Below are 25,908 nucleotides of genomic sequence, written 5' to 3'. Positions count from 1 at the left end.
GGATGGAGGCCGACGGAGTGCCGCCTGGAGAACCCGAGATCAGTGTCAGCTGAGAGGCCGCGCGGATAGGCGGTGTGGAGCAAGCAGCGGGTCGAGGGCCGAGTCCGGCACGGCGGAGATGGGAGACGCAGCGGAGCTGCGGCGACCGAGGGCAACGCCGCCAGGCGAGAGCCGTCGACCCGCGACGCCGACCCGTCTGTCCGCACGGCCTCTCAAGCGAAACAGTCCCCTGGAGGGGAGCGAGGTGGGAAAGTGTCGCTGCTCGAGAACATCCGTGGTCCGCGCGATCTGAAGGCCCTTCCGCCGGAGCGGCTGGGCGAACTCGCGGGGGAGATCCGTGAATTCCTGGTCCAAGCCGTGGCCAGGACCGGGGGGCACCTGGGACCCAATCTCGGCGTGGTCGAGTTGACGATCGCCCTGCACCGGGTCTTCGACTCGCCGGCCGACCGTATCCTGTGGGACACGGGTCACCAGTCCTATGTGCACAAAATACTGACGGGACGTCAGGATTTTTCCAAGCTGCGGGGGAAGGGCGGCCTGTCCGGCTATCCCTCGCGCGCCGAGTCCGAGCACGACGTCGTCGAGAACAGCCACGCCTCCACGGTGCTCGGCTGGGCCGACGGCCTGGCCAAGGCCAACCAGGTGCTGGGCCGGCGCGACCACGTCGTGGCCGTCACCGGTGACGGCGCGCTCACCGGGGGCATGGCCTGGGAGGCGCTGAACAACATCGCGGCCGCCAAGGACCGCCCGCTGATCATCGTCGTCAACGACAACGAGCGCTCCTACGCCCCGACCATCGGCGGGCTCGCCAATCATCTGGCCACCCTGCGCACCACCGACGGCTACGAACGCTTCCTCGCCTGGGGCAAGCAGAGGCTGCAGCAGACGCCCGTCGTCGGCAAGCCGCTCTACGAGTCCCTGCACGGCGCCAAGAAGGGGTTCAAGGACGCCTTCGCCCCGCAGGGCATGTTCGAGGACCTGGGCCTGAAGTACCTCGGCCCGATCGACGGCCATGACATCGCCGCCGTCGAGTCCGCGCTGCGCCGGGCCCGGCGCTTCCACGGACCCGTCCTCGTCCACTGCCTCACCGAGAAGGGCCGCGGCTACGCCTTCGCCGAGCGCGACGAGGCCGACCGCTTCCACGCCGTCGGCGCCATGGACCCGCTCACCTGCGAGCCGCTCACCCCGTCGAGCGGCCCGAAGTGGACGTCGGTCTTCGCCGAGGAGATGGTCAGGATCGGCGCCGAGCGCCCGGACGTCGTAGCGATCACGGCGGCCATGCTCCAGCCGGTCGGGCTGGAGAAGTTCGCCAGGGCCTTCCCGCGCCGCGTGTACGACGTCGGGATCGCCGAGCAGCACGCGGCCGTCTCGGCGGCGGGCCTGGCGACGGGCGGCCTGCATCCGGTGGTCGCCGTGTACGCGACCTTCCTCAACCGCGCCTTCGACCAGGTCCTGATGGACGTGGCGCTGCACCAGTGCGGCGTCACCTTCGTGCTCGACCGGGCGGGCGTCACCGGCGACGACGGCGCCTCCCACAACGGCATGTGGGACATGTCGATCCTGCAGGTCGTCCCCGGCCTGCGGATCGCCGCGCCGCGCGACGCCGACCAGCTGCGCGCCCAGCTCCGCGAGGCGATCGACGTCGACGACGCGCCCACCGTCGTCCGCTTCCCCAAGGAGACCGTCGGCGAGGCCCTGCCGGCCATCGGCCGGGTCGGCGGCATGGACGTCCTGCACCGCGGCGACCGGCCGGATGTGCTGATGGTGTCCGTGGGCGCCCTCGGCGCGGTGTCCCTGGCCGCCGCCGCCCTGCTGCGCGAACGCGGCGTCGGCGTCACGGTCGTCGACCCCCGCTGGGTCAAGCCGCTCGACGCGGAGCTGCCCGCGCTCGCCGCCCGGCACCGCATGGTCGCCGTGATCGAGGACAACGGGCGGGCCGGGGGCGTCGGTTCGGCCGTCGCACAGGCCCTCCGGGACGCGGAGACCGATGTGCCGGTCCGCGACTTCGGCATCCCGCAGCAGTTCCTGCCGCACGCCAGGCGCGGCGAGGTGCTGGCCGACATCGGTCTCACCCCCGCTGAGATCGCCGGGCGGATCGGGGCCACCCTGCACCGTCTCGCGTCGGACGGGGGGCACCCGGGCGGGAAGGGCATGGACGGGAAGGACCCGAGCGGGAAGGACCCGAGCGGGAAGGACCAGGACGGAGTGCACCCGAGCGGGAAGCGGGCGCACGAGAAGCACCGAGAGGCGGCGTCCGGACGACATGCGCCCGGACGGCCGGCACCCCGACGAGAGGCACCCGGACGAGAGGCCCGTGAGCGATGACACCGCCCGATCCCGAGCCCAAGGGGTTCGACCTGGTGACCCTGCTGGCCGAGCGCGGCGCCGAGCGCTACGACCTGCACGCCAGGTACCTCAACCACCAGTTGCCGCGCATGCTGCACACCATCGGCTTCGACAAGGTCTACGAGCGGGCCGAGGGCGCGTACTTCTGGGACGACGAGGGCCGGGACCACCTCGACATGCTCGCCGGCTTCGGGGTGATGGGCCTGGGCCGCCACCATCCGGTCGTGCGCAAGGCGCTGCACGATGTGCTGGACGCCGGGCTGGCGGACCTGACCCGCTTCGACTGCCAGCCGCTGCCCGGGCTGCTCGCGGAGAAGCTGCTCTCGCACGCGCCGGGCCTGGACCGGGTGTTCTTCGGCAACAGCGGTACCGAGGCGGTCGAGACGGCCCTGAAGTTCGCCCGCTACGCCACCGGCCGGCCCCGCGTGCTCTTCTGCGACCACGCGTTCCACGGGCTCACCACGGGGTCGCTGTCCGTGGGCGGGGAGAGCGGTTTCCGCGAGGGTTTCGACCCGCTGCTCCCCGACACCCCCGTGCCGCTTGGCGATCTCGCGGCACTGGAGCGGGAGCTGGTCAAGGGCGACGTGGCCGCGCTGATCGTCGAACCGATCCAGGGCAAGGGCGTGCACCCGGCACCGCCGGGTTATCTGCGGGCGGCGCGGGAGCTGCTGCACCGGCACAAGGCGCTGCTCATCGCCGACGAGGTGCAGACCGGCCTCGGCCGCACCGGCGACTTCTTCGCCTACCAGCACGAGGAGGGCGTCGAGCCGGACCTGGTGTGCGTCGCCAAGGCCCTGTCGGGCGGCTATGTGCCGGTGGGCGCCACCCTCGGCAAGGAGTGGATCTTCAAGAAGGTCTACTCCTCCATGGACCGGGTGCTGGTGCACTCCGCGAGTTTCGGCTCCAACGCGCAGGCCATGGCCGCGGGGCTGGCCACCCTCGCGGTGATGGAGGACGAGAAGGTCGTCGACAACGCCCGGGTCACCGGAGAGCTGCTCCGCGACCGCCTCACCGCCCTCGTCGACCGCTACGAGTTGCTGCACGAGGTCCGCGGCCGGGGCCTGATGATCGGCATCGAGTTCGGCAGGCCGAAGTCGCTGGGGCTGCGCAGCCGCTGGATGATGCTGCAGGCGGCCCGCAAGGGCCTGTTCGCCCAGATGGTGGTCGTGCCGCTGCTGCAGCGGCACCGTATCCTCACCCAGGTCTCCGGGGACCACCTGGAGGTGATCAAGCTGATCCCGCCGCTGATCATCGGGGAGCGGGAGGTGGACCGCTTCGTGGCGGCGTTCACCGCCGTGATGGACGACGCGCACAGCGGCGGTGGCCTGATGTGGGAGTTCGGGCGGACACTGGTGAAGCAGGCGGTCGCGGTTCGCTGATCCGGGCCCGCCGCCCGGCCCACGCTTGATGGCCCCGCCAACTGTTGCCCCGGAGGCAAGTTTCTTGCCTCCGGGGTGAACGGTGTCTATACCTGAGGCATGACCACACCCTCGGCGGGCGAGGCGCCCCTGCCGGACGTCGCCCCCCGACTGGCACATCACCCGGGCCACGGTGGCGCCCTGCGCCTCAGGGGCGGGCTGACCCTGGAGGCGGCCGCCGCCCGTGCCGGGCTGTCGCCGGCGCACCTGTCCCGGTTGGAGACCGGCCAGCGGCAGCCTTCCCTGCCCATGCTGCTGACGCTCGCCCGCACCTACGGCACCACCGTGTCGGACCTGCTCGGCGAGACCTCACCCGAGCGCGACCCCGTCGTCCGGGGCGGCGCCGTGCCGCCCGCGGAAGCCGGCGGCTGGACGTACTGGCCGGCCGGAAACCCCGGGCGGGCCATGCAGGCGCTGCGGCTGCACGTGCCTCCCGGCCCCCAGGAGGGGCTGGTGCGCGTCCACGCCGGCGAGGAGTGGCTGTACGTCCTCGGGGGCGAGCTGCGGCTCACCCTCGGGGAGGCCGTGCACCGGCTGGTGCCCGGTGACAGCGCCCACTTCGACTCGCTCACCCCGCACCGCATCGCGGCGGCCTCGCCGGCCGGTGTCGATCTGCTGTTCGTCCACACGCTGCTGCGGAGTTCCGTGGCGGAGCTGTGCCTGGGCGACGGCCGTTCCCCGCGCCCCCACGGCGCATGACGAGAGGACTGACCATGTCCGGCGACTCCCGGGACAAGGCCCCCATGGGCTTCAAGGTGCGCACCTTCATCTACCTGGTGGGGGTGCACGTCATCGCCGCGTTCTTCTTCCTGGTCTTCCACTTGGCGGGGGCCAAGTAGGCCGCGCCCGAAGGCGGAGAACGCCGCGGGTCAGGCCGGCCGCGCGCCGTCCAGGAAGAGCGCGCGCAGCCGCTCGCGGCGCGCGAGGGTGAGGCCGAGTCCCTTCTCCAGGTAGCGGCCCACCGAGCCCCAGTGCTCCTCGATGGTGTCGAAGGCGGCATCCAGGTACTCCTTGCGCGCGTCGAAGAGCGGGCCGAGCAGCTCCATGACCTCGGGGGTGCTCGCCGGTTCGGCGTGCGCGCCCCGCCTGATGCGGTAGCGGCGGTGGGCCTCGTTGCTCTTGAGGTAGTCCTCCATGATCGCGGCGCGTTCGACCCCCAGGGCGAGCAGGATCACGGCGATCGAGGTGCCGGCCCGGTCCTTGCCCGCCGCGCAGTGCAGTAGTGCCGGCACCGACTCGTCCTCGGCGAGCAACTCCAGCATGCGGGTGTGCTCGGCGGTGCGCTCCAGCACGATGCGGCGGTAGGCCGCGACCATGCGCGCGGTGCCGCGGCCCTCGCCGAGGATCTCGCGGAGCGCCGAGACGTCGCCGTCGCGGACCGTGGTCCAGAACTCGGCGCCCCGGGCGGGGTCGCTCAGCGGCAGGTTCACCTGTCGCACGCCGGGCAGCTCGACGTCCGGGCCCTCCAGCTTCATGTCGGCGGCGTTGCGGAAGTCGAAGACCGTGTGCAGGCCGAGGGAGGAGAGGTAGCCGGCGTCCTCGGCGGTGGCGTGCGCCAGGTGCCCGCTGCGGAAGAGCCGCCCGTAGCGCACCCGTCGGCCGTCGGCCGTCGGGAGGCCCCCGACGTCGCGGAAGTTGCGCACACCGGTCAGCTCGGGCTCCGTGGGGGCGGTCTGCGGCGTCTGCTCTGTCACCGGTGCTCCTTCGCTCACGGGTACGTTCACGGACCGCGCGGTGCGGGTCACCGGCGGGCGGACCACTGCCGACCCTACGGCACACCGGGCGCCGCCCGTACCGGTCGGTATGCGATCGCCGTCGCGGGCCGGTGGGCGCCGCCGGACACCGCCGTATTCCGCGTGGGGCGCATCAAGTCGGGTGGGATAGATCACCTCCCGTCAACCCCTGGTTACGGTGGCGTAGGTCACTCGAGGAGGTGAAGTATGTGCGGACGTGCCAGACGATTCGAAAAACAACAGTGACGCCATCGGGTCGTACACAGCCGTGGGGGACAGCTTCACGGAAGGTGTCGGCGATCCGGGTCCCGACGGGACGTTCATCGGCTGGGCCGACCGGCTGGCGGTGCTCCTCTCCGACCGCCGGCCCGGACACGACTTCCGGTACGCCAACCTCGCGGTGCGCGGCCGCCTCCTCGACCGGATCGTCGAGGAGCAGGTTCCGCGGGCCGTGGAACTCGCGCCCGACCTCGTGACCTTCTGCGCCGGCGGCAACGACATCCTGCGGCCCGGCAGCGACCCGGACGACGTCGCCGAGCGCTACGAGGCGGCGGTCGCCCGCCTCGCCGCCGCCGTCGGCACCGTCGTGCTGTGCACGGGCTTCGACACCCGCGGCATCCCCGTGCTGCGGCATCTGCGCGGCAAGATCGCCACCTACACCGCGCATGTGCGCGCGATCGCCGACCGGTACGACTCCCCGGTGCTGGACCTATGGTCGCTCCGGTCGATCCAGGACCGCAGGGCCTGGGACGCCGACCGACTCCACCTGTCGCCCGAGGGGCACACCCGGGTCGCCCTGCGCGCCGCACAGGTGCTGGGGCTCGAGGTGCCGGCCGACCCCGACCAGGCATGGCCGCCGGAACCCTTCCGTGCGCCCGCCGAGGTCCGGCGGGACAACATCCAATGGGCCCGCGAGCACCTCGTGCCCTGGATCGGCCGGCGGCTGCGCGGGGAGTCCTCCGGCGACAATGTGACGCCCAAGCGCCCCGACCTGCTGCCGCTGTAGACGGCTGCCCGGCGGGGTGGGGGCTCCAGGAGGCCGCGTCAGTAAGGCTGCGTCCCGGAGGCGAGTTCGGCCCACACGACACGGCCGCCACCGTCGTCGGTGGGCCGGACTCCCCAGGCCTGCGAGAGCGCGCCCACCAGCAGCAGGCCGCGTCCGCCCTCCTCGTCCACACCAGCGGCCCGCGGCCGGGGCGCGGTCGGCGCGCGTCCCTGGTCGCTGACCTCGAGCCGCAGCCGGGCGCCGTCGAAGCGCATGCCGCAGGTGACGCACTCACTGCCGGTGTGCATGACGGCGTTGGTGAAGAGCTCGGAGACGATCACCTCCGCGTCGTCGCACAGCCCCTCGTCCGCGTCCCACTCCCGCAGCCGTGCCCGCACGCGATGGCGCGCGTCGGCGACCGAGGACCCGCGGGCGGGCAGACGGAACAGGTCCTGGCAGTGAGGGGCGTCGGGGGTGCCGCGGCGCTCTAACCGCAGAGCGACTGGTGAGGAGGCCACGTCGCTAACTATGCGGTCCCGCCGGAACTGTTGGCAAGATGCGATCTGTAATTTACAGAACGACGGGTGCGCACTGTCGGCTCCTGATGACGGCATGACACACTGCTTGCGTCAGAGGGGAGTTGGGGAAGTGGTCGTGATGGACACGCGGTCGGGCGGTGCTCCCACCGTCCTCCGGGTGGTGCTCGGCAAGCGGCTCCAGCACCTGCGCGAGAGGGCCGGACTCTCCTACGAGGACGCCGGCCGGGCCCTGGACGTCACCCACGCCACGATCCGCCGCATGGAGAAGGCCGAAGTCGGCCTGAAGATCCCCTACGTCGAGAAGCTGCTGCTCACCTACGGGGTCACCGCCCCGGAGGAGCTCGAGGAGTTCCTCGCGCTGGCCCGGGAGGCCAACCAGCCCGGCTGGTGGCACCGTTACCGGGACGTCCTGCCGGACTGGTTCAGCGCCTTCGTGAGCCTGGAGGGCGAGGCCCGCGTCATCCGCGCCTACGAGCCGCACTATGTGCCCGGACTCCTGCAGACCGAGGACTACGCGCGCGAGGTGCTGCGGGCGGGGAATCCGCGCGCCGGTGAGGCGGAGATCGAACGGGGGATCGCCCTGCGCATGGAACGCCAGGCGCTGCTGACCCGTGAGGACGCGCCCCTGCTCTGGGTCGTCATGGACGAGACGGTCCTGCGCAGACCCATAGGCCGTCCGGCGGTCATGCGCGCCCAGATCGCCAAGCTGATCGACTCCTGCGCCCTGCCCGCCGTACGCCTGCAGATCATGCCGTTCACGGCCGGACCGCACCCGGCCATGTACGGGCCGTTCCACATCTTCCGCTTCGAGACGCACGAGCTCCCGGACGTCGTCTACTCGGAAAGCCTGGTCGGCGGCGTCTACTTCGACGACCGCGACGACGTCTCGACCTTCCTGGAAGCCCTGGACCGGATGTGCGCCCAGGCCGCGCCGGCCGCCGGCACCGAGCGGATCCTCGCCCGCATCCACGAGGAGACGTGAGCATGGAGCGGATCCGCGACGGCGTGCCCACCGGGAGCCTCGGGGCGCGGGCCGGAGCAAGCCGTGGATCGGGGGCGACGGCGGCTCGTGCGTCCGTGGTCGCGCCCCCACCAAGGACGACGGCCCGGGCGGCGCCACGGCCCGTCCGCGCGTGCCGACGTCCCGCCGCCGCGAACGGCGGGACGGGCCGGAAGAGCATCGACCGCAGCACTCACCGGCCCCTCAGGGGCCATCGGAATCCGAACGGAGCAGGGCGTTGACCGACAAGGGCTTCCCCGCGGAGGAGATCGACACCAGCCGGCCGCACCCGGCCCGGATGTACGACTACTACCTCGGCGGCAAGGACAACTACGAGGCCGACCGCGAGGCGGCCGAGATGGTGATCCGCATGACCCCCGACGCGCGCCCCAGCGCGCGCGCCAACCGGGAGTTCATGCAGCGCGCGGTGCGCTACGCGGCTGGGCAGGGCATCCGGCAGTTCATCGACATCGGCACCGGCATCCCCACCTCGCCCAACACGCACGAGGTGGCCCGCCCGGTCCTGCCCGACGCCCGGGTCGCCTACGTCGACAACGACCCCATCGTGGCGGCCCACGCCGGCGCGCGGCTCACCAACACCGGCAACGCCGGCTTCTTCCTCGGCGACGTCCGCGAGCCCGAGAGCATCCTGGAGCACGCCACCATCCGGGAGCTGATCGACTTCGACGAGCCCGTGGCCCTGATGCTCGTCGCGCTCCTGCACTTCGTCCGCGACGACGAGGACCCGGCCGGGATCGTGCGCGCCCTCACCAAGAACCTGGCGGCCGGCAGCGCGCTGATCCTCAGCCACGGCACGACCGACTTCCACCAGGACGTGGACGCCGACGCCGCCGAGGCCTACAAGAACGCCACCTCCACCCTCACGCTGCGCAGCAAGTCGGAGATCGAGCCCTTCTTCGACGGCTTCCCGCTGGTCGAGCCTGGACTCGTGCAGGTGCCGCGGTGGCGCCCGGACAGCCCGCTCCCGGAGGAGGGCGAGCACGTCCGCATCGCCTTCTGGGGAGGCGTCGGCCGCAAGGGCTGACACGGCTCTCCGCGGCCCCGCCGGGCCGCTCGCTACGGGGACGTCGGCGTCAGCAGGCGCAACGGAGTCCGGCCCGGCGGCGGCGCGGCGGGGATCCGCTCCAGGACCCCGCCCGCGAACACGTCGTAGAGTGGCAGCGTCTCAAGGTGGACATAGCCGATGTGGCAGTCGCAGACGGCCAGCGGGCATGCCCGCTGGCGCAGCGCCGCGCGGTAGGAGCCGTCGTAGAGGTTGCCCAGCTCCTCGCGGACGAAGTGGCAGCGGCGCACCGTGCCCTCGCCGTCCACCGATATGACCGACTCGCCCGTGCGGCACGGCAGACCCGCGCTGCGGTGCGGATGCCGGCTGTACGGGAACAGCGGGTCCAGCGCGGTCCACCGCTCCGCCTCGGCGTCGGTATATGTGTGGCCCTCGGCGGCGTTGACCCACAGGTAGACGTCGTCCGGAAGGTCGGCGCGCAGCCGCCGGGCCTGCTCCAGGTGCTCCGGCAGGCCGACGACGCCCACGCTGTGCCGGACGCCGCGGGCGGCCAGGTCGCGGCACTTGGCCAGGAACCGGTCATAGGGCGTCTGGCCGGGATGGAAGGTGCACCACAGGGCGAGCGTGTCCAGGTCGGCCTCTTCCAGCCACTGGGTGCGGCAGCTGAGGTTGGTCTGGATCGCCACGCGGCGCACATGCGGCAGCCGGCTGAGCTCCACCAGAGTGCGCCGGTACCAGGACCGCACCAGGCCCTCGCCCCACGGGGTGAACAGCAGGGAGAGCCGGTCGCCGTCCTGCCCGGCCGCCCATCCGGCGAAGCGTTCGAGGGCGGCGCGGTCGGCGGTCAGCTGGGCACGGCTGTCACGGCGCTTGGCGAAGGGGCAGTACGGGCAGTCGTAGTCGCACGAGGCCAGCGGGCCGCGGTAGAGGATCGTCAGGTCCATGGCGGGGGCCTCACTTGGGTTCGTAGGCGGCCATGCGCCGGCGCACGGCGGTGGAGAACAGCTCGGGACCGGCCGCGTCGGAATGGGCGAGGCCCTCGGGCGACAGCCGCAGCACCTCCGGCCCCGCGGCCGCGTCCAGCCAGCCCCGGTCGGCGAAGTGCTCCAGTTCCTCGGCGAAGTCCTCCCCGGGAGAGGTGCCGAACCGGGCCCGGTACTCGGCGACGGGCAGCCCTTCGGCCTGCAGCAGGGACTGCAGCAGGTGCCGGCGGCGGGCCTCCTCGTCGTCCATTGCCCAGCCGAAGTCGGCGTGGCCGAATTCCCGCGTGGTGCGCGCCGTGTAGGCGTCGATGATGCCGCGGATGCGGTGCATGTCGACGGCGTAGTCGAAGGAGTAGTGCAGCGTGGAGGTGTACGAGCGGGCCCCGCAGCCGAGGCCCACCATGCCGTCGGTCTGGCAGGCGTAGTCCCCGCCGCCGGCGGCCGGGGCGCCCGTACGGCGGAACATGCGCATCGACACCTGCTCGTAGCCGTGTGCCAGCAGATGGTCGCGGCCGTGGCGGTAGAGCCGCAACCGCTGCTCGTCCCACGCCGCCTCGCTCCGGTCGCTGCCGGCGGCGCCGGTGGTAGCGGTGCTGTGCCGGCCGAGGCCGGTGAGCGGGCGCACGTACAGCGGGTACAGATACAGCTCCTCGGGACGCCAGGCGAGCGCGGCGTCCAGCGACTGCGTCCAGGACCGCTCGGTCTGGCCGTCGATGCCGTAGATCAGGTCGATGTTGAGGACGGGGATGCCCGCCTCCCTGATCCTGCCCAGCGCCGCCTCGACGTCGCCCCGGCGCTGGGGGCGGACGGCCGCGCGGGCCTCGGCCTCGACGAAGCTCTGCACGCCCAGGCTCAGCCGCGTCGTGCCGCGCTCCGCGAGCACCCTGAGCCGGTCGGCCGTCGCGGTGGCCGGCGAGGCCTCCACGGAGAGCGGTATGGCGCGCAGATCGGCGCCCAGGCCGCCTTCGGCGAGGTCGCAGAGCCGCTCCAGCTCGGTGGCCGACAGATACGTGGGAGTGCCGCCGCCGAAGGCCGCGTTGGCGAACCGCGCGCCCTCGCCCAGGGCCTCCCGCACCGCCGCGGCCTGGCGCTCCAGAGCATCCAGGTAGGCGGTGGCCAGGCCGTCGGGCGCGCCGATCCGGGTGAAGAGGTTGCAGAATCCGCAGCGGACCTCGCAGAACGGGATGTGGAAGTAGAGGGACAGCGCGTTCTTCGGCTCGTCCGCCCACAGATCCCGCAACCGGGCCTGCTCGCGGGGGAGCGCGCGGTAGGCCGTCTTGTGCGGATAGGCGTACACGTAGTGCCGGTACGGTCGCGGCGAGGCCGCGGCCGAGGGCGTCGGGGACAGCGTCACGTCGGTGGAGGTCATCGGGCGGCCCCGTCGAGGAGGAAGTGGGCATAGGGCACCGTCCACACGACCTCGTGGCCGATGCGGTGGCCGGTGTGGCCGTCCTCGCCGTAGGCCGTGCCGTGGTCGGAGCACACGACGGCCAGGCACGGACGGCGGCTCGAGGCGGCGGCGAAGAGCCTGCCGATATGGCGGTCGACGTACTCGAGGGCGGCGGCGTGCGTGGCGCGCGAGTCGCCCGCCTCCCGGGTGGCGCCCGGCAGGTGGAACCAGTTGGGCTGGTGCAGTGCCGACACGTTCACGAAGAGGAACAGCCGCCGCTCCGGCGGCAGGGCCGCGACGACCTCCTCGGCACGGATCACCTGTGCCTCGAAGGAGGTGGGCGAGGCGACGCCGAACTCCAGCTCCCAGTGGCTCTCCTGGAAGAGCCCGGGCAGCACCGACCCCAGCGGCGCCTGCTTGTTGAAGAAACCGACGCCGCCGATGCACACCGTGCGGTAGCCCGCCGCGGCCAGGCCCGAAACCAGATCCGGGGTGTCGTACACGAAGGTGCCGTCCGCGGTGCTCTCACTGCCCGCGAAGCGCGCCGCGAACAGCCGCGGGTGGGGTCCGGGGGCGGTGGGCGTCGGCAGGAAGCCCGCGAAGATGGCCTGGTGGGAGGCGTAGGTGAAGCTGCCGGGTGCGTGCCGGCGCTCCCACCTGCCGCCGGGCAGATGGCGGGCCAGGTGGGGGATGCGGCCGGCCGCGGCCAACTCCTCCGCCACGTCGTGGCGGAGGGTGTCCAGCGTGACCAGCAGGATGTCGTGGTTGCCCACGATCTGGTTCATGTCAAGCGGTGGCGTCATGGTGGTGCTCCTCGCGTCGCGCGCGCTCCAGCGTCGCCGGTACGGCGGCCACCTGGGCGGCGTAGGTGTCCAGGCCCTCGGCTGCCGTGCCCGGCAGGCCGGTGAGCCGGGGCAGCAGATCCCCGAAGGCGTTGACCTCGCCGACGGCGAAGCGCCGCCAGCCTCTCGCGGGCAGGATGTCCACGCCGACGCAGAGCGTGCCGGGGAAGCACGCGGCAGCCCGTTCGGCGGTCCCCAGCACGTCAGTGAAGTCGCCGCCCGCCGCGCGGATCGCCGCGCGCGCCGTGTCCAGGTCGCCGCGGGCACCGCCGAGGTGCAGATTCGTCATCGGGTGCGGGCTCGTGCGGACGACGGCGTGCGTGGCACGGCCGGCGACCACCACCACCCGCAAGTCGGCCGCCCGGCCGTGCTGGGACGCCTTCGGCACCCAGCGCTCGACGTGCAGCCCGTCCGGGGCCAGCGCGTCCACGAGGGCGGCCACCTCCGCTTCCGTGCGGTATTCGCGCACCCGCAGCGAGTTGAACAGGCGTCCGTCGCCGGTAGTCTCCACCGAGGTCCTCGCCTTGACCCGGTCGGGACCCGCCGTCGCCAGCGCCACCACACCCGAGGCGGAGGAGCCATGGGCGGGCTTGAGGAACGCCCGGGAGATCCTTGCGGCCCGCAGGCGCTCCTTGAGCTCCGCCCAACCGCGAACCGGTGGCCCGTCGAGAGCGGGCGGCACCGGGACGCCCGCCGCTGCGAGCCGGGCGTGGCAGCGGCGCTTGTCGAACAGGACGGCGATCTCCCCTGCGTCGGCGGACGGCACCGCGCCGGCCCGGCGGGCCGAAACCGTCACCTCCCGCACGGCGGCGGTGAACCGGCGGTACCACAGCGCGGTGCCCTCGACCCGGGCCGGGTCGTCGGCGCCCCGCAGCAGCCGGTCGACCTCGGCGTCCTCTCCGGGGGAGTCGAGGCGCACGAACTCGCCGGGCGCGAAGGCGTACTCTCCGCGCAGCACGTCGCGCCACGCCAGCACGCGCGGCGCGGGATGCCCCGCTGCCCGCACCGCCGCAGCGAACAGCGTCGTCCTGCGGTTGCCGGGGTTGCCCACCACGGTGACGTCGAGCACGCCGCCGGTGCCGCTACTCGGAGACGGCGACATAACGCCACTCCTGGTCCTGCCAGCGGCGCGGCTCGCGGTGCTCCGACAGGTCGATCTCGGTGCCCGCGGATTCCACGGTCGCGCGCAGCCGGTCGGCCAGGGACTCGCTCAGGAAGTGGTGATGCAGGTCGAGCCGCTTGAGATGGGTGAGCGGCTGGCCGCCCAGCAGCGCCTCGGCACCGGTGTCGGTGAGGATCCCCATGGACAGGCTCAGGCTCTCCAGTTGCGCCACGACGGGCGCCGAGGCCACTGCCGCCGCTATCTCGTCCTGGATCTCGCTGTCCTGCAGGCCGAGGTGGCGCAGGGCGGGGAAGCAGCCGCCGGCGAGGACCGGCGCCAGGTCGGCCACCGCGGCGTCGCCTCCGTACTGCGGCACGCCGAGCCACAGCTCCAGGTGCTCCAGCGCGGGCAGTTCACTGGCGCCGATCGCCCGCACCACCGCCCCGGGCAGCCCGCCGGACTCGAAGCGCAGCACGCGCAGCGCCTCATGGCGGACCGGGCGCAGCGACAGCGGCTCCTCGCCGATGCCCTCGGAGTCGCCGCCGCGCACACCGAACTCCTCCAGCCGCGGGAAGTGCTCGAGAACGGGCGTGACGTCGGTCATCTGCAGCCAGGAGATCTCGCACTCCTCGCCGATCACATCGGCCAGGAACAGCGCGCGCAGCGCGGGGAAGCCCTCCGCGTCCGCCAGCACCAGCTCCAGCGCGGGACGCAGTTCGGAGTACTCGTCGTCGTCCCACCACGGCCCGATGACGAGGGCGCGCACCCGCGTGGTGTCGACCGCCGTGGTGAAGTGGGCCCACACCCGGGAGAAGGGGATGTCGCCGGCCTCGAAGCAGTCCAGCCGCCAGGCCACGGCATCCGGCTCGGGCAGTTCGGCGGTGCCGGCCTCGGGCAGGGTGTACACGGGGAGACCGTAAAGGGTTTCCAGATGGTGTGCGACAGTCATGAAGGCCTCACTCCGCGACGGCGGTGTAGCGGTGGACCTCGCCGTCCCACTCGTCCTCGTCGCCGGGGTCCGAGAGGTCGACCTCGACGCCCGAGGGTTCGAGGGCGGCCCGAACGCGCTCGGCGATGGGCTCGGTGACGAAGTTGTGGTGGAGGTCGAGCCAGTCCAGATGGGTCAGCGGCTGGCCGGCGAGCAGGGCGGTCACACCCTCGTCGGTGAGCACGCCCAGGGACAGGTCGAGCGAGGAGAGCTGGGCCACGACGGGAGCCGCGGCGACGGCGGCGGCGATCTCGTCCTGGATCTCGCTGTTGCGCAGGCCGAGGTGGCGCAGGGCGGGGAAGCGGCCGCCGGCGAGGACCGGTGCCAGGTCGGCGACGGTGGCGTCGCCCCCGTACTCCTCCACGCCGAGCCAGAGCTCCAAGTGCTCCAGCGCGGGGAGCTCGCTCGCGGCGACCCCGCGGACGACCTCGCCGGGCAGACCTCCCGCCTCGAAGCGGAGCGTGCGCAGCCGCTGGTGGCGGACGGCGGGGAAGCGCAGCCCCGTGCCGCCGCGGACGCCCAGCACCTCCAGCTTCGGGTAGGCCTCGAGCACCGGCGTCACGTCGGACTGCTCGATCCAGGAGATCTCGGCCTCCTCCGACTCGAGATCGCCGATGAACACGGCCTCCAGCGCGGTCAGCCGCTCCCGGGCGTCCACGAGCAGCCGCACGACGGCACCGGAGTCGTTGTCGTACGGCTCGCCCCACTGACCCGCGACCACGGCCCGCACCCCGGCGGGCTCCACCGTCTCCAGGAAGCGGTCCCACAGCTGCGCGAAGGTCTCCTTCGCGTCGTCGTCCCAGGGGTTGACGGCCAGTCGCCATGCCACCGCGCCGGCAGCCGGCAGCAGCTCCTGCCGGGCGTCGGGAGGAGGGAAGTCGAAGGCCGGCAGGCCATTCAGTTCCTGCAGATGTTCGACGTAGTCCATCGATGGTCTCCCGGGGTGGACGGACGCGGAGCCGTGCGGCGGCCGCTTCGGGCGGGGCTGCCACTGCCGAGAGGCGGTGGTGCCTTGTACTTGCCAAGAGTTCTACCAAGCCGCACGGACAGCGGCTGCCGCGGGCTGTGCACAGGCCGCAGGGGGAGCGTTGTCACACCCCCCGCGTAGCGTCGTGGACATCGGGTCGGCGGGCGCCGACGGCGAAGGGAGACGCGCATGTACCGGCAGGGGGACGTCCTGATCGTGCCCGTCGAGGAGGCGGCCGTGCCGCCGGGCACGGATCGGCTGCCGCGGCAGCCGCGGGACGCGCGGGGCAGGATCGTGCTGGCCCTCGGGGAGGTGACCGGGCACGCCCACGCGGTGGTCGGGCCGGGGACGCTGGTGCGCGAGGCGGGTCCGTTCGGTGCGGCGTACCTGCATCTCCCGGACGGCGGGCGGGTGGTGCACGAGGAGCACGCGGCGATACCGCTGCCCAAGGGCTGGTACCGGGTGGTGCGGCAGCGCGAGTACGTGCCCGGCGCGGTGCGCGTCGTGGCGGACTGACGAGGACGGGGGAACGAGCGATGACGACAGCGGTGACGACGGTGGCGGCGAGGAGCACGGCCGGGGTTGCGGACGCGAGCGGGGCGGGGGACGCGAGCGGGGCGGCGGCGGAATCGGCCGGGGTCGCGGACGCGACGGCGCTGTGGCGTGGGGTCGTCGCGGCGACCGGACCTGCGGACCGGGCGGCGGCGGAGGAGGGTGTGCGCCTGGCCTACCGGCTGGCCGGCCTGCCGGTGCCGGAAAGGATCGTGTGGGCGGCGTCGCCGCTGGAGGCGGTGGGCCTGGTTGTGCGCCTGACGGCGGACGGAACGGCGGGTGGCAGCGTCCGCGACGCGGTGCGCACGCGTCCGTGGGCCGCCGCGCGCCGACGGTCGGCCGACCGGCTCGGGCCGGCCGGCTGGGCGGATCACTGGGCCGTCACCGGTGCCCAGTTGTGGGACACGACGGTGCTGCTGACCGAACGGATACGGACCGCCGTGGCCGATGCCGCGCCCGCGGTGCCCGGGGGCGGGCAGGCCGTACGGCTCGCCCTGCTCGACGCCGTGTTCGGGCAGCACGACGCGGCCTGGCTGGCCGCCTTCGACGGCATGGAGGACACACGGGAGCTCGACGGCATCGCCGCGGTCGCCAGGAACGCCGGCTGGTGGTGGCCGTACGAGCGGACTGCGGTCGTCGCCGAACGCCCCCTCGAACTGCACCGGGACGAGGCCGGCCGGCTGGACCGCGGCGACGGCCCCGCGCTGGCCTTCGCGGACGGCTTCGCCTTGCACGCCTGGCGCGGCATGCCGGTCCCCGCCGAGTTCCTCGACGGGCTCACCGGGCTGACCCCGCGCCGGATACGCGAGGAGGGGAACGCCGAACTGCGCCGGGTGATGCTGGAGCACTACGGCTACGAGCGCTTCCTGGAGGAGTCCGGGGCGGAGCCCGTGCAGAGGGACGCGGCCGGGCTGCTGTGGCGGATCGAACTGGAGGGTGACGAGCCGCTGGTGATGGTCGAGGTCGTCAACTCCACGCCGGAACCGGACGGCACCCACCGCACCTACTGGCTGCGGGTGCCGCCGCGGACCCGGACGGCTCGCGAGGGGGTCGCCTGGACGTTCGGTCTGGAGGAGGCCGACTACGAGCCGCAGCGGGAGACCTGAGCGGATTCCAGCGTCGCGGCGTCGATGAGGGCCAGGTTGCCGTCCGCCGTGCAGGCGTACGCACCGGCCGTCGCGCCGAGGCGGGCACAGGACACGAGGTCCAGGCCGCGCATGTGCCCGTAGAGGAAGCCGCAGAGGAAGGCGTCGCCCGCGCCGTTGGAGTCCACCACCGGGCCGGGCGGGGCGACGGCCGGGATGTGCTGGAGGGTGCCGTCCCCGTCGCGCGCGAGCAGGTAGGCGCCGTCAGCGCCCGCGGTGGCGACCACGGCCTGGGCGCGGCCGTCGCGGAGGATGCCGCGCATCACGTCCGCGATGCGTCCTGCCGTGCCCGCGGCGCTGAGGAAGACCAGGTCGGAGCGGTGGGCGAACTCCCTGTGGTGTTCCGTCAGGCCGTCCCAGTCGTGCAGATCGGCCGAGACGGGCAGACCGAGTTCCATGATGTCGTCGTAGAGGAAGCGGGTGAAGTGCGAGATGGACAGATGCACATGCCGGGCCCGGCGCAGGTGCGGCTGATAGAACTCGCGCGGCATCCGCAGGTCGGCCGGGTCGCGTCCGTCGTAGAAGGACGTCCGGCGGCCCGTGGCGTCCACGAGGTTGACGGCCCGGCGGGTGCCCGCGGGGGAGATCAGCGGATCGAAGTCGACGCCGCCGTGAGCCAGACGCTCCCGGAGCAGCGTGCCGGCCCAGTCCTCGCCGACGAAGTCGAGGAATTTCACGGTCATGCCGAGCGTGCGGCAGCCCAGCGCCACGTTGCCGCCGGTCTGGCCGGGCCACTCCAGGACCGGCCCCACTCCCAGGGAGTCCACGAGCGGTATGGGAAGGCCGTCCACCCGCACCACGGTATCCACGCCTGAACCCCCGACAACGAGCACGTCGTATGCCGGCTCTCGCGCTGTCATGCGCACCTCCTTCACCACCCGGCGCCATGCTACGGCCGGTGGTGGCCCCCGGGCGCGCGATCAGCGCGGGCGCTCCCGCGCCGGTATCCGTCCAGGACGTCCTCGCGGAGCAGGAAACCGAAACCGGCGGATTCCAGCCGCAGTCCCAGCTGGGCCTTGTCGATGATTGCCAGCACGTAGGCGCGGAGGGTCCAGGGACATCCGCTGTTCGTCCGCGTCCTGTGGACGCCGGCCGGTCGAGGTGACCGCCACGTTGACGAAGAGCAGCGCATCCTCGGCTGCGACGAGGTTCCCGTACGAACGCATGCCGAACTTCCCCCGAGTACGGACGCCGACCGGGGGCGGGGGGCACGAGCTGCGAATCGTTGCTTCACAGGCAGGGCCCGGAAGTGCACCGGAGTCCCGCGGCCGTCACATGACCGCAACGCAGGAGGCCGCGGGTTCTCTACTGGCCCTCTCCCCGCGAGATGAGCCCCTGAAGCGCAGCCGGGAGACGCCGTATGTACCCCACTGCGGCCGGACAGTGAAGGGGTAGGGGGCGGAAGAACCCCAACGAGGGTGGCGCGCTCACTCGTTCCAGTGGCCCTGCTGCCCCGGACGTACCAGCGGCGCATGAGCCGCGTTGCAAGGGGACATGGACAGCAGCACATCCTCGCTCCTCGGATCCCTTCCCTTGGGCCACCTGGAGCACCACCGGACCTTCGCGGAACTGACGGGCGCCTACTGGATGGACCCGCCGATCTACACGGAACTCCTGGCCGACTGGCGGGCCCGCGGGCGTGCCGTCCCCGGACCCCCCGCGCGGGGCGACGTACCGCACGCGACCGGGTTCAGCGCCGGCCATCTGCCGCCACAGCTGCCTGGGGCGGGGCCGGTTCCCTCGATGTAGGTGAGCGGAGGCGCCCGTCCCGGTTGTCCATCCCCCGCGGCCCGGTGCGGGGCAGGACGGCGATGCGCGCGCCTCGGCTTAGCTTGATCTTTAAGTGTGCTGCTCGGCTGTGATAGGCGGGCCGGCGTCGCGGGTCGATGGCTCTCGCCTGGCGGCGTTGTCGTCGGTCGCCGCAGCTCCGCTGCGTCTCCCTTCTCCGCCTTGCCGGACTCGGCCCTCGACCCGCTCCTTTCTCCACCCCGCCTATCCGCGCGACCTCTTACGCAGCGGATCCCATGGCCCGCCCGACTGCGGGCGGCCGTGTCGGCGAGGGCGGGTCGGCCTCCGTGGTTGTCGGGCTTCGCGAGGGTCTGCAGCAGGACGCCGGGATCCGCAGGCCGGGGTCCTCGGGCACGCTGAGCACGTCCCGGAGGCGCTCGGCGGGGAGCAGGGCCGTCCCGCTCTCGCCGTGTTCCCGTGCCCGCTTCACGCTCGCGGATCCGCCGCGGCGGCGGGCCGCCACTCCATTGCCGGTTTCGAAGGCGCATTTCTCCTACGCTCGACCCTGGTAGATATTTCTAACCGGCGGAAGGGGTGGCGGGAAATGGCGTTTTGGAGCGCGAAACGTCTGTTTTCCGTTCGTCTGTACGGCGTTGTGGGACGGGCCTGCCGTGCTCTGCACGGCGGGCCGCGGGACGGTGCCGCACTGGACCGGCTGGTCAGGACGGCGGAACGGCTCGACTACGGCGGCGGCCCGCCCCGGGTGCCGGACCGGGAACCGGGGCGTCCGGGCTGAGGGGGATTCCGTGTTCCGGCGGACGCGGGGGCGTCGGTGGGGAACCCGGGCGAATGCGGGAAAGGTGCTCGCCCGTGCAGCCGAAAGTCGCATCGGTGTTCGGTTGCGAGGTGGGACGATCCAGGCCGACACCCGGACGACCGGCGGCGCCGGAGCGTGAGCGCATACGTGCACGCGGCGGCGCGTCCCGACCGGGAGCGGTAACCCGTGCCGGACGAGCCGACGGGTGCGGAGGGCGCCCCGGAGGCCGTGCGCGGCGGGGTAGGGGTTGCCGCCGGGGAACCTGCCCCGGGCCGGAGAAGACGTGATCCTCGAGGCTCGCGCCGGAGCGTGGCATCAGGGAATATAGTTCGAGATTCAACATGTTAGGTTGGCTGACAGCGCCCGCACACCGCAGAAGGAGAATCCCGATGGCCACCGAGCTGGATGTCCGCCGCGCCGGCCAGCGGTTCCACACCCGCGCCGGCTGGCTCGACTCGCACCACTGCTTCTCCTTCAGCCACCACTACGACCCGAAGAACACCCACTTCGGGTTGCTGCTGGTGTCCAACGACGACGTCGTCGCCCCCGGCACAGGCTTCGACACGCACCCGCACCGGGACATGGAGATCGTCACCTGGGTGCTCGAGGGCGGCCTGGTGCACCAGGACTCCGAGGGGCACAACGGCGTCATCTACCCGGGCCTCGCCCAGCGGATGAGCGCGGGCACCGGCATCCTGCACAGCGAGAAGAACGACAGCTGGAAGCTGACCGGCGCGCCCGAGCACAAGGAGCCCGTCCACTTCGTGCAGATGTGGGTCTTCCCCGACGAGCAGGGGATCAAGCCCGGTTACGAACAGCTCGACATCAACGACGAGCTCGCCCGCGGCGGCTGGGTCACCGTCGCCTCCGGGAGGGACCGCGACCGCGGCGAGCGCGCCATCTCCATCCGGCAGAAGCACGCCGCCCTGCAGGCCGCGCGCATGACCCCGCAGCAGACCCTCGCTCTGCCCACCGCGCCTTTTGTGCACCTGTACGTCGCCAAGGGCGAGGTCGCCCTGGAGGGCGCCGGACTCCTCGCCAAGGGCGACGCCGTACGCGTCACAGGAGCCGAGGGCCAGCGGATCACGGCCGGCGCCGAGGGCGCCGAGGTGCTGGTCTGGGAGATGGACGCCGCCATCACCTTCGGGTGATCGTGGTAGACCTTGGGGACATGACCCGTACCCTCGCGAGCGCGCCGATCATGGTCCTCAACGGTCCCAACCTCAACCTGCTCGGTCGGCGGCAGCCCGAGATCTACGGTTCCGAGACCCTCGCCGACGTCGAGGCGCTGTGCGCCGCGACGGCGGAGCGATACGGGGGGAGCGCCGACTGCCGGCAGAGCAACCACGAGGGGCAGTTGATCGACTGGATCCACGAGGCCCGCGAACGCCACGCGGGCATCGTGATCAACCCGGGCGCCTACTCCCACACCTCGGTGGCGATCCTGGACGCTCTCAACGCCTGCGACGGCCTCCCCGTCGTGGAAGTGCACATCTCCAACATCCACCGGCGCGAGGCCTTCCGGCACCACAGCTATGTCTCGGCACGCGCCGACGCCGTGATCGCGGGGTGCGGGGTGCAGGGCTACGCGTTCGCCGTCGAGCGGATCGCCGCACTGCTGGAGCACGGCGCCGGCTGACGCCCGCAGGACGGCTTCCCGCGCTGTTCCGCGGCAGACCGCTGTGCCGGGATCCCGCCAGGCCCGGTTGCCGTGCTCGGACCCCGCCAGGCCCGGGCCCGCCAGGCCCGGGCCCGCAAGCCCCGCGGACCGCCGCGTCCGGGCCCGCAAGCCCCGCGGACCGCCGCGCTCAGGCCTCGCCCGGCTGCCACCGCGGCCACTCGCCGGGGTGGTCGGCCCAATGCACCTGCTCCGGGTCCGACACGTCGATGTCCGGGAAGGCGCCCCGCACCCGCGGCTCGAACTCCTCCCGCTCCAACTCCTGCCACCCCACGCCCTGGATGTGCACCCGGCGGTAGCGGTGGTCTGCCGCGAACGGCGCCACATCGACCTTGTGGGTTGTCTCCATGCCTCCAGGGTGCACCCGGGCCGCTGCCTCCGCAGTCCCCCGCCGGCCACCGCCTGCGCGGCCACACGGTGCGCGCCGGCCCGGTGTCAGGGGGTACGGCCGTGGGCCTCGAGGAGTCCTTCGACACCGTGCAGGAAGGTCCCACACACCAGCGCCGGGTCGAAGAGACGCCCGGCGGCCATCGCCCCGTCGCGCGTCATCATGAAGTGGCGGGCGGCGGCTTCGGCCGAAGGCTCCCGGACCGCGGCCTCGGCCATAAGCGCCGTGACGGTGCCGAGGAACCACTGGCGGTGCCGAGGACGGCCAGGTGTACGGGGTGATCGGCGTCGGGGTACTCGGCCGACGGCGTGAAAAAGGCGCACCCGCGGAAGCCGGGGGACCGGATGTCATGGGCGATGGCCGCGCCGATGGCCCGGAGCGTGTCGGCGGCCGGGAGCCCTGCCGCGACCGCCGCGCGGGCCCGGGCGCGCAGGGCGCGGTCCGCCTCGTCCCGGTACGCGACGACGAGGTCCTCCTTGCCGGGGAAGCGGCGGCAGAACGCCGCTCGCGCGACCTGCGCCTCCGCGACGATGCGCTCGACACCGACGGAGTGGCTCCCCTCCGCGCAGAGCACCTGGCCGTCCTGAGCAGCGGGGACCGCGCGACGTGGCCGCCGTCGGCGCGGGCCCGCACGCGTCGGGTGAGCCGCCGAACCGCGGCTCACCCCGGGGGGCCGCCCGGCGCGGTCCACGCCGCCCCTCACTCCCGCTTGTCGTCGTCGACGATCTCGGCGTCCACCACGTCGTCGTCGCCCGTCGGCGGCGCCGTGTGCGAGGCCCCGCCCCCGCCCGCCTGGGACTGTGCCGCCTGGGCCTGGGCGTACATCGCGGTGCCGATCTTCTGGGCCGAGGCGGTCAGCCGCTCGGTCGCCTGGCGGATGCCGGCCGCGTCCGTGCCCTTGAGCTGCTCCTTCAGCTCCCCCACCGCCGACTCGACCTCCGACTTCAGATCGCCCGGGACCTTGTCGGGGTTGTCCCGCAGCAGCTTCTCGGTGGAGTAGACCAGGCTCTCCGCGTTGTTGCGCGTCTCGGCCTCCTCGCGGCGCTCGCGGTCCTCCTCGGCGTGCTGCTCGGCCTCGCGCATCATGCGGTCGATGTCCGCCTTCGGCAGCCCCGAGCCGCCGGTCACGGTCATCTTCTGCTCCTTGCCCGTGCCGAGGTCCTTGGCCGTGACGTGCATGATCCCGTTGGCGTCGATGTCGAAGGAGACCTCGATCTGCGGGATGCCGCGCGGCGCCGGGGGCAGCCCGGTCAGCTCGAACACACCGAGCTTCTTGTTGTACGCCGCGATCTCGCGCTCGCCCTGGTAGACCTGGATCTGCACCGACGGCTGGTTGTCCTCGGCCGTGGTGAAGATCTCCGAGCGCCTCGTGGGAATGGTCGTGTTGCGCTCGATCAGCTTGGTCATGATGCCGCCCTTGGTCTCGATCCCCAGGGACAGCGGGGTGACGTCCAGCAGCAGGACGTCCTTGACCTCGCCCTTGAGCACACCGGCCTGCAGCGCGGCGCCGACCGCGACGACCTCGTCCGGGTTCACGCCCTTGTGCGGCTCCTTGCCGGTCAGCTCCCTCACCAGCTCCGCGACCGCCGGCATCCGGGTCGACCCGCCCACCAGGATGACGTGGTCGATGTCGGCGACGTTGATCCGAGCGTCCTTCACCGCCTGGTGGAAGGGGCCCTTGCAGCGCTCCAGGAGGTCCGCGGTCAGCTGCTGGAACTGGGCGCGGGTGAGCTTCTCGTCCAGGTGCAGTGGGCCCTCGGCGGACGCCGTGATGTAGGGCAGGTTGATCGTCGTCTCGGTGGACGAGGACAGCTCGATCTTGGCCCGCTCGGCGGCCTCGCGCAGCCGCTGCAGTGCCATCTTGTCCTTGGACAGGTCCAGCCCGTAGGAGCTCTTGAAGCGCTCCACGAGGTGGTCGACGATCCGCTGGTCCCAGTCGTCGCCGCCCAGCCCGGTGTCGCCGTTGGTGGCCTTGACCTCCAGCACGCCCTCACCGATGTCCAGCAGGGAGACGTCGAAGGTGCCGCCGCCCAGGTCGAAGACGAGGATCGTCTGGTCGTTCTCCTTGTCCAGGCCGTACGCCAGGGCCGCCGCCGTGGGCTCGTTGATGATCCGCAGCACCTTCAGGCCCGCGATCTCCCCGGCCTCCTTGGTCGCGGTGCGCTGGACGTCGTTGAAGTACGCCGGCACCGTGATCACCGCGTCCGTCACGTCCTCCCCGAGGTACGCCTCCGCGTCGCGCTTGAGTTTCTGCAGCACGCGCGCGGAGATCTCCTGGGCCGTGTAGCGCTTGCCGTCGATGGTGCCGGACTCGGGGAACCGCCAGTCGGGGTCGCCCATGTGCCGCTTCACGGAACGCGCGGTGCGCTCCACGTTGGTCACGGCCTGGCGCTTGGCGATCTCGCCTACGAGAACCTCGCCGCCCTTGCTGAAGGCCACCACCGAAGGCGTGGTCCGCGCTCCCTCCGTGTTGGTGATGACGCTGGGCTCGCCGCCCTCCAACGCGCAGACCACCGAATTGGTGGTGCCGAGGTCAATACCGACCGGACGTGTCATGTCAGCTCGCCTCCTCCCTTCCAGAGTGCGACGGGCGGAGGCCGACCACCAGACGGCCGCCCGTGGCCCTCCCGCCGGGCAGATGAGCCGGTAGAGGCCTGGGGCACCGGGGGCGGGCGCTGCTAGCGTCGGCGGGATGTCCTCACTGCATGCGGGAGTGATCCTCTTCCACGACCGACGCCTTGCCGTGCGCAGCGACTTGAGCCTGCCCGAGGCCCCCGTACCGCCACGCGCGGACCCCGCGGGGAGTGCCCGCGAGGCGGCCCGCGACATTCTCGGCGTCGCGGTCCGCACCGACCCTCGGCCCTGTCTGGAGGTGCGCGCGTCCGATGGCACCCATCTGTACTACCGGGCCGCCGTGCCGCCGGACTCCGGCCCCCCGCCCGCCCGGCTGCTCGGCCGGGACGAGGCCCTGCACCTGTCCCTCGCGCCCTGGACGGCGTGGGAGGCCATCCTGCGCTCCTGGGACGGACCGCCCTGGTGGTGGGGCCGTCTCGTGCTGGAGGACCCGCTCGGCCGGCCGCCCAAGCGGACACGGGCCGGAGCGGTGATCATCCGGGGCGGCCGCGCGCTGCTCATCCGCTACCGCCACCGCCGCGGCGAGTACTACGAGATACCCGGCGGCGGGGTCGAGCCGGGGGAGACCCCGCAGGCGGCCGTGCTGCGCGAACTGGCCGAGGAGACGGGGATGAGCGGCACCATCAGGCGGGAGATCGCCCGGGTGAACCGGGTCCACCACGGCTCGCGCCCGGGGTACTACTTCCTCGTCGAGGCGCACGGCGAGATCGCCCCGCGCGCCTGTCTGGACCTCGAGAAGGCCGCCGAGCCCGTCTGGGTCCCCGTGGAGGATCTGCGGAGCCTGCCGCTGTGGCCCAAACGGCTGGGCTGGCGCATCGCGCACTGGCACCGCGAGGGCTGGCCGGAGCGCCCTGCCGAGTTCTGCGACTCGCTGCTCGACCTGCGGGTGCCCTGCGACTGGTGACCGTCGCGGAAACGCCCGGGCGGCGGGGCCCCGGCGGTGGCAGGATCCACGGCATGGCACGCATCACCCTCGTCCGGGGGGACATCACTCAGCAGTCCGTGGACGCCGTCGTCAACGCCGCCAACTCCTCGCTGCTCGGGGGCGGCGGCGTCGACGGCGCCATCCACCGCCGCGGCGGCCCGCAGATCCTCGAGGAGTGCCGTGCGCTGCGCGCCTCGCGGTACGGGCGCGGCCTGCCCACCGGGCAGGCCGTCGCCACCACGGCCGGCCGGCTTCCCGCCCGCTGGGTGATCCACACCGTCGGTCCGGTGTACCAGGCGTCCGCCGCCGACCCGTCCCTGCTGGCGTCCTGCTATGCGGAGTCCCTACGCGTCGCCGACGATCTCGGAGCGCGGACCGTCGCCTTTCCGGCGATCTCGGCCGGCGCTTACGGCTGGCCGCTGGACGGCGCCGCGCGTGTCGCCGTCGAGGCGGTGTGTGGAGCCGTCACCGCTGTCGAAGAGGTCAGGTTCGTACTCTTCGACGAGCGGGCCTACGAGGCGTTCGCGGCGCAGTTGGGCTGACGGTCGGCCGCCGGCGAAGCGCCTCCGCGGCCCCGGACCCCCGTCGAGGCCCACCGGATCCCTCTGGCGGACCGGAGATCCTCTCCCGGCCGAACCGGGCAACGCTCTGGCCCCCGCACCGTTCGTCGGCCCGCCGTCCGCCTGGTATCCGGCGGGCCGCTTCCCCAGCCGTCGAGTCACGC

At 72.7% G+C, this 25,908-nt stretch carries 26 protein-coding genes and 1 pseudogene; 14 read left to right on the top strand and 13 right to left on the bottom strand.

The features are described from left to right. Nucleotides 1–252 precede the first annotated feature (252 nt). From dxs to AC3ET4_RS12210, 4 genes are all read left to right on the top strand, one after another. Nucleotides 253–2,325, top strand: coding sequence for a 1-deoxy-D-xylulose-5-phosphate synthase (gene dxs, locus AC3ET4_RS12225; protein ID WP_431948729.1), 2,073 nt, complete (start codon nt 253–255; stop codon nt 2,323–2,325). Continuing rightward, on the top strand, nt 2,322–3,725 hold the full coding sequence (locus AC3ET4_RS12220) for an aspartate aminotransferase family protein (protein ID WP_431948728.1): 1,404 nt from the start codon (nt 2,322–2,324) through the stop codon (nt 3,723–3,725). The genes dxs and AC3ET4_RS12220 overlap by 4 nt, the downstream gene beginning before the upstream one ends. Nucleotides 3,726–3,824: 99 nt before the next feature. Then, complete coding sequence (locus AC3ET4_RS12215) at nt 3,825–4,463, top strand: helix-turn-helix domain-containing protein (protein ID WP_431948727.1); 639 nt, start codon at nt 3,825–3,827, stop codon at nt 4,461–4,463. Nucleotides 4,464–4,477: 14 nt separating this feature from the next. Then, entirely contained in the window at nt 4,478–4,603 is a 126-nt protein-coding gene (locus AC3ET4_RS12210) for a DUF6126 family protein (protein ID WP_431948726.1), read from the top strand. 30 nt (nt 4,604–4,633) lie between these two features. Here AC3ET4_RS12210 and AC3ET4_RS12205 read toward each other — a convergent pair whose 3' ends face one another. Next, entirely contained in the window at nt 4,634–5,458 is an 825-nt protein-coding gene (locus tag AC3ET4_RS12205) for a tyrosine-protein phosphatase (protein ID WP_431948725.1), read from the bottom strand. Between the two features lie 256 nt (nt 5,459–5,714). On the opposite strand from AC3ET4_RS12205, the gene AC3ET4_RS12200 reads away from it, so the two are divergent. After that, nucleotides 5,715–6,503: an SGNH/GDSL hydrolase family protein gene (locus tag AC3ET4_RS12200; RefSeq protein ID WP_431948724.1), complete on the top strand. Its 789-nt coding sequence runs from the start codon at nt 5,715–5,717 to the stop codon at nt 6,501–6,503. 38 nt (nt 6,504–6,541) lie between these two features. Here the strand turns inward: AC3ET4_RS12200 and AC3ET4_RS12195 are convergent, their stop codons facing one another. Then, complete coding sequence (locus tag AC3ET4_RS12195) at nt 6,542–7,000, bottom strand: ATP-binding protein (protein WP_431948723.1); 459 nt, start codon at nt 6,998–7,000, stop codon at nt 6,542–6,544. Nucleotides 7,001–7,136: 136 nt separating this feature from the next. On the opposite strand from AC3ET4_RS12195, the gene AC3ET4_RS12190 reads away from it, so the two are divergent. After that, complete coding sequence (locus AC3ET4_RS12190) at nt 7,137–8,003, top strand: helix-turn-helix domain-containing protein (RefSeq protein WP_431948722.1); 867 nt, start codon at nt 7,137–7,139, stop codon at nt 8,001–8,003. A gap of 256 nt (nt 8,004–8,259) precedes the next feature. Beyond that, on the top strand, nt 8,260–9,066 hold the full coding sequence (locus tag AC3ET4_RS12185) for an SAM-dependent methyltransferase (RefSeq protein WP_431948721.1): 807 nt from the start codon (nt 8,260–8,262) through the stop codon (nt 9,064–9,066). Between the two features lie 32 nt (nt 9,067–9,098). On the opposite strand, the gene AC3ET4_RS12180 is transcribed toward AC3ET4_RS12185, so the two are convergent. Genes AC3ET4_RS12180 through AC3ET4_RS12155 form a run of 6 tightly spaced genes read right to left on the bottom strand, consistent with a single transcriptional unit; the run spans nt 9,099 to nt 15,278 of the window. Next, complete coding sequence (locus AC3ET4_RS12180) at nt 9,099–9,989, bottom strand: STM4011 family radical SAM protein (protein WP_431948720.1); 891 nt, start codon at nt 9,987–9,989, stop codon at nt 9,099–9,101. 10 nt (nt 9,990–9,999) lie between these two features. Continuing rightward, nucleotides 10,000–11,397 (bottom strand): STM4012 family radical SAM protein, encoded by a 1,398-nt coding sequence (locus AC3ET4_RS12175; RefSeq protein ID WP_431948719.1) that lies wholly within the window; start codon nt 11,395–11,397, stop codon nt 10,000–10,002. After that, complete coding sequence (locus tag AC3ET4_RS12170) at nt 11,394–12,203, bottom strand: STM4013/SEN3800 family hydrolase (RefSeq protein ID WP_431948733.1); 810 nt, start codon at nt 12,201–12,203, stop codon at nt 11,394–11,396. Before AC3ET4_RS12170 ends, AC3ET4_RS12175 begins: the two co-directional genes overlap by 4 nt. 1 nt (nt 12,204) lies before the next feature. Continuing rightward, nucleotides 12,205–13,362 (bottom strand): STM4014 family protein, encoded by a 1,158-nt coding sequence (locus AC3ET4_RS12165; RefSeq protein ID WP_431948718.1) that lies wholly within the window; start codon nt 13,360–13,362, stop codon nt 12,205–12,207. After that, entirely contained in the window at nt 13,343–14,311 is a 969-nt protein-coding gene (locus AC3ET4_RS12160) for an STM4015 family protein (protein ID WP_431948717.1), read from the bottom strand. Before AC3ET4_RS12160 ends, AC3ET4_RS12165 begins: the two co-directional genes overlap by 20 nt. Nucleotides 14,312–14,318: 7 nt before the next feature. Then, nucleotides 14,319–15,278, bottom strand: a complete 960-nt coding sequence (locus AC3ET4_RS12155; RefSeq protein ID WP_431948716.1) for an STM4015 family protein — start codon at nt 15,276–15,278, stop codon at nt 14,319–14,321. A gap of 228 nt (nt 15,279–15,506) precedes the next feature. Here AC3ET4_RS12155 and AC3ET4_RS12150 point away from each other — a divergent pair, with 228 nt between their 5' ends. Both AC3ET4_RS12150 and AC3ET4_RS12145 read left to right on the top strand, forming a co-directional pair. After that, nucleotides 15,507–15,833: a hypothetical protein gene (locus AC3ET4_RS12150; protein WP_431948715.1), complete on the top strand. Its 327-nt coding sequence runs from the start codon at nt 15,507–15,509 to the stop codon at nt 15,831–15,833. A gap of 20 nt (nt 15,834–15,853) precedes the next feature. Further along, nucleotides 15,854–16,975 carry a DUF6745 domain-containing protein gene (locus AC3ET4_RS12145; RefSeq protein WP_431948714.1) on the top strand — a complete coding sequence of 374 codons (1,122 nt, stop codon included), beginning with the start codon at nt 15,854–15,856 and terminating at the stop codon, nt 16,973–16,975. On the opposite strand, the gene AC3ET4_RS12140 is transcribed toward AC3ET4_RS12145, so the two are convergent. After that, nucleotides 16,951–17,874 carry a carbohydrate kinase family protein gene (locus AC3ET4_RS12140; protein ID WP_431948713.1) on the bottom strand — a complete coding sequence of 308 codons (924 nt, stop codon included), beginning with the start codon at nt 17,872–17,874 and terminating at the stop codon, nt 16,951–16,953. The two genes, AC3ET4_RS12145 and AC3ET4_RS12140, sit on opposite strands and share 25 nt — an antisense overlap. Before the next feature lie 29 nt (nt 17,875–17,903). Continuing rightward, nucleotides 17,904–18,050 carry a hypothetical protein gene (locus AC3ET4_RS12135; RefSeq protein ID WP_431948712.1) on the bottom strand — a complete coding sequence of 49 codons (147 nt, stop codon included), beginning with the start codon at nt 18,048–18,050 and terminating at the stop codon, nt 17,904–17,906. Nucleotides 18,051–18,508: 458 nt separating this feature from the next. Between AC3ET4_RS12135 and AC3ET4_RS12130 the strand changes: the two genes are divergently transcribed. The 3 genes from AC3ET4_RS12130 to aroQ all read left to right on the top strand — a co-directional run bounded on the left by AC3ET4_RS12130 (nt 18,509) and on the right by aroQ (nt 21,198). Further along, nucleotides 18,509–18,763: a hypothetical protein gene (locus tag AC3ET4_RS12130; protein WP_431948711.1), complete on the top strand. Its 255-nt coding sequence runs from the start codon at nt 18,509–18,511 to the stop codon at nt 18,761–18,763. A 1,185-nt stretch (nt 18,764–19,948) separates the two neighbouring features. Further along, complete coding sequence (locus AC3ET4_RS12125) at nt 19,949–20,710, top strand: pirin family protein (protein WP_431948710.1); 762 nt, start codon at nt 19,949–19,951, stop codon at nt 20,708–20,710. 20 nt (nt 20,711–20,730) lie between these two features. After that, complete coding sequence (aroQ, locus tag AC3ET4_RS12120; protein WP_431948709.1) at nt 20,731–21,198, top strand: type II 3-dehydroquinate dehydratase; 468 nt, start codon at nt 20,731–20,733, stop codon at nt 21,196–21,198. A 169-nt stretch (nt 21,199–21,367) separates the two neighbouring features. Here aroQ and AC3ET4_RS12115 read toward each other — a convergent pair whose 3' ends face one another. The 3 genes and pseudogenes from AC3ET4_RS12115 to dnaK form a co-directional block, all read right to left on the bottom strand. Further along, the gene (locus AC3ET4_RS12115) at nt 21,368–21,586 is read right to left on the bottom strand and encodes a hypothetical protein (RefSeq protein WP_431948708.1); all 219 of its coding nucleotides are present in this window, start codon (nt 21,584–21,586) and stop codon (nt 21,368–21,370) included. An 86-nt stretch (nt 21,587–21,672) separates the two neighbouring features. Continuing rightward, nucleotides 21,673–22,199, bottom strand: a pseudogene (locus tag AC3ET4_RS12110) (TetR/AcrR family transcriptional regulator). Nucleotides 22,200–22,324: 125 nt separating this feature from the next. Next, on the bottom strand, nt 22,325–24,181 hold the full coding sequence (dnaK, locus tag AC3ET4_RS12105; protein ID WP_431948707.1) for a molecular chaperone DnaK: 1,857 nt from the start codon (nt 24,179–24,181) through the stop codon (nt 22,325–22,327). Nucleotides 24,182–24,317: 136 nt separating this feature from the next. Here dnaK and AC3ET4_RS12100 point away from each other — a divergent pair, with 136 nt between their 5' ends. Then, nucleotides 24,318–25,163, top strand: a complete 846-nt coding sequence (locus tag AC3ET4_RS12100; RefSeq protein ID WP_431948706.1) for an NUDIX domain-containing protein — start codon at nt 24,318–24,320, stop codon at nt 25,161–25,163. Nucleotides 25,164–25,216: 53 nt separating this feature from the next. Next, nucleotides 25,217–25,726 (top strand): O-acetyl-ADP-ribose deacetylase, encoded by a 510-nt coding sequence (locus AC3ET4_RS12095; RefSeq protein ID WP_431948705.1) that lies wholly within the window; start codon nt 25,217–25,219, stop codon nt 25,724–25,726. Nucleotides 25,727–25,908 lie beyond the last annotated feature (182 nt).

The sequence above is a fragment of the Actinacidiphila sp. bgisy167 genome, assembly GCF_057707665.1.
Note: the sequence above shows the minus strand (reverse complement) of the source record. Positions and strands in the feature narration are given on the sequence as shown.

Coding starts and splice junctions, on each gene's coding strand:
- AC3ET4_RS12170 (WP_431948733.1), bottom strand. CDS start 12,203: ATGAACCAGATCGTGGGCAACCACGACATCCTGCTGGTCACGCTGGAC.
- AC3ET4_RS12115 (WP_431948708.1), bottom strand. CDS start 21,586: ATGGAGACAACCCACAAGGTCGATGTGGCGCCGTTCGCGGCAGACCAC.
- dnaK (WP_431948707.1), bottom strand. CDS start 24,181: ATGACACGTCCGGTCGGTATTGACCTCGGCACCACCAATTCGGTGGTC.
- AC3ET4_RS12210 (WP_431948726.1), top strand. CDS start 4,478: ATGTCCGGCGACTCCCGGGACAAGGCCCCCATGGGCTTCAAGGTGCGC.
- aroQ (WP_431948709.1), top strand. CDS start 20,731: ATGACCCGTACCCTCGCGAGCGCGCCGATCATGGTCCTCAACGGTCCC.
- AC3ET4_RS12150 (WP_431948715.1), top strand. CDS start 15,507: ATGTACCGGCAGGGGGACGTCCTGATCGTGCCCGTCGAGGAGGCGGCC.
- AC3ET4_RS12175 (WP_431948719.1), bottom strand. CDS start 11,397: ATGACCTCCACCGACGTGACGCTGTCCCCGACGCCCTCGGCCGCGGCC.
- AC3ET4_RS12130 (WP_431948711.1), top strand. CDS start 18,509: ATGGACAGCAGCACATCCTCGCTCCTCGGATCCCTTCCCTTGGGCCAC.
- AC3ET4_RS12180 (WP_431948720.1), bottom strand. CDS start 9,989: ATGGACCTGACGATCCTCTACCGCGGCCCGCTGGCCTCGTGCGACTAC.
- AC3ET4_RS12220 (WP_431948728.1), top strand. CDS start 2,322: ATGACACCGCCCGATCCCGAGCCCAAGGGGTTCGACCTGGTGACCCTG.
- AC3ET4_RS12160 (WP_431948717.1), bottom strand. CDS start 14,311: ATGACTGTCGCACACCATCTGGAAACCCTTTACGGTCTCCCCGTGTAC.
- AC3ET4_RS12125 (WP_431948710.1), top strand. CDS start 19,949: ATGGCCACCGAGCTGGATGTCCGCCGCGCCGGCCAGCGGTTCCACACC.
- AC3ET4_RS12095 (WP_431948705.1), top strand. CDS start 25,217: ATGGCACGCATCACCCTCGTCCGGGGGGACATCACTCAGCAGTCCGTG.
- AC3ET4_RS12215 (WP_431948727.1), top strand. CDS start 3,825: ATGACCACACCCTCGGCGGGCGAGGCGCCCCTGCCGGACGTCGCCCCC.
- AC3ET4_RS12165 (WP_431948718.1), bottom strand. CDS start 13,362: ATGTCGCCGTCTCCGAGTAGCGGCACCGGCGGCGTGCTCGACGTCACC.
- AC3ET4_RS12155 (WP_431948716.1), bottom strand. CDS start 15,278: ATGGACTACGTCGAACATCTGCAGGAACTGAATGGCCTGCCGGCCTTC.
- AC3ET4_RS12140 (WP_431948713.1), bottom strand. CDS start 17,874: ATGACAGCGCGAGAGCCGGCATACGACGTGCTCGTTGTCGGGGGTTCA.
- AC3ET4_RS12145 (WP_431948714.1), top strand. CDS start 15,854: ATGACGACAGCGGTGACGACGGTGGCGGCGAGGAGCACGGCCGGGGTT.
- AC3ET4_RS12100 (WP_431948706.1), top strand. CDS start 24,318: ATGTCCTCACTGCATGCGGGAGTGATCCTCTTCCACGACCGACGCCTT.